Here is a 1,860-nt window from a genome sequence, read left to right as displayed (position 1 = left end):
GTGGTTGACCATGGCATCCATCGCCTTGTCCGGCGTCTCGACCTGGATGGTGTCGAGGAAGCCGCGCCAGACGCGCTCGTTGTCGGCCAGCCGCTGGTCGAAGTCCTTGCCGCGATGGGCCTGCACCAGCGCGCTCGCCTCGGCGGGCGAAGCTGCGTCGCCGAGCACCCAGAGCAGCGTCACGTCGCCGCCGGCGGGGATGTCGATGTCGCTGGCGATCGCCGCGCAAGGGTCGTCGCCCGCCTCCACCCGGCCGGACAGGGCGGCGCCCGCAAGCACGGCCTGCGGATATTCGCCGCTGCCGTGGCGGCCGATGAACTCGCCCCGGTCGGTCGTCACCGACTGCACCTCGGTCGAGGCCGCGAGGAACGCCACCCGCTCACTGAAGTCGAGCCCGTAGGGGTTCTGGGCCAGTAGCGCGCCAGTCGCAATGTCCCGCGCCGGCACGATGGTCGCCGCCGTGCGCGAGCGATGGCCGCCCAGCACCCATTCGGCATAGGCATAGACGCGCAGCCTCGCCGGCACCGGGCCCGCATTCTGGATGCGCAGCCGGGTGATCTTCACCGGATCGGCCGGATCGACCACTTGGGTCAGGTCCATCGACAGCGGCCCGCGCTTCGTACGGAAGGTCGAAAAACCCTGGCCGTGCCAGGTCTCGTAGGTCATGGCGGGGTCGCGCACCACCGCGGCCATCGGCGAGAAGGCCTTGCCGCTGGCGTGGTCGTAAATGTAGATGCCCTCGCCCGGCCGGTTGGTGACAGGATCGTTCGACCACGGTGTCAGCTGGTAGTCGCGGCTGTTGCGGCTCCAGGTGAAGCCGGCGCCTTCGGCCGAGACGTGGAAGCCGAACGAGGCGTTGGAGATGACGTTGATCCAGGGCTGCGGTGTCGTTCGCCGGCCGGTGAGACGCGTGACATAGTGGCGGCCGTCGCCATCGAAACCACCAAAGCCGTTCCAGAGATTCAAGCCGCTGCCGTCGGCTTTTGCGCTGGTTGAGGCCGGGGCGGCAAAAGCCGGTTGCGCAATGGCCGGCAAGGTTGACACGGCCGCGACGCCGCCGGCCTGCTGCAGGGCGTCTCGCGCCTGCAGGGCAGCCGCTTCGGCGCGCTCGATCTGGTCGAAGATGGTGCCGTTGCGCGTATGCAGCGCGACGCGGGCGACCGCCAGCAGGGTCTTGTAGGTCGCCTCGTCCATGAGGTCGCGGCGCACGGCGAAAATGTGCTGGCGCGGACCGAGCTCCTTGCCGCGCAGGCGGCTGTTCTCGCACAGCGTCTCGACCGCGCGCTGCAGGTCCTGAACATAGGACGATGCCTGCTCGTTGACGACAACGAAGTCGATCATCATGCCGCGCGCTCGCATATACTCCTGGAAGCGCAGCGCCTGGGCGACGATCTCCAGGTCGGCGACGTCGCCGATGCGGACCAGGAAGATCGGGAAATCGCCGGAGATGCTGGTCGGCCACAGGCTCGACTGCTTGCCGAGCCCGGAGGCGATGGAGTCCGCCGGCAGGCGCAGGAACGGATCGGGATAGATCAGGTAGCGCGCCAGCTTCTGTACATTGGCGGCGTCGGTCAGGCTGAGGCCGAGATGGCGGGTCTGCACCTGGCTGCGGGTCCAGGCCAGCATCGCCTGGCGAGCGAAGCTTTCCGGATGGTCGAGCCGGGCAACGGCTTCGTCGAGTTCCGCGCGGTTGGCGCCAACGATGGTCCAGAAGGTCAGCGAGATCTTCTTGTTGGCGGGCACGCGCACCTGACGGCGCAGCGAGGCGATCGGGTCCAGCGTGAAGCCGGAATGGCCGCCGAGCTTGGCGCCGGGATCGAAGGCGGCTGCGTCGACGATGGTGCGGCCGCGGCCGATGAA

General features: G+C 68.5%; 1 pseudogene. It reads right to left on the bottom strand.

The annotated features are described in order from the left end of the window. Window positions 1-1,860 (bottom strand): annotated as a pseudogene (locus EN742_RS33710) (protein ndvB); the annotation flags it as partial.

It is taken from the genome of Mesorhizobium sp. M4A.F.Ca.ET.020.02.1.1, from assembly GCF_004022645.1.
In the GTDB taxonomy this organism is placed as follows: Bacteria; Pseudomonadota; Alphaproteobacteria; order Rhizobiales; family Rhizobiaceae; genus Mesorhizobium.
Note: the sequence above shows the minus strand (reverse complement) of the source record. Positions and strands in the feature narration are given on the sequence as shown.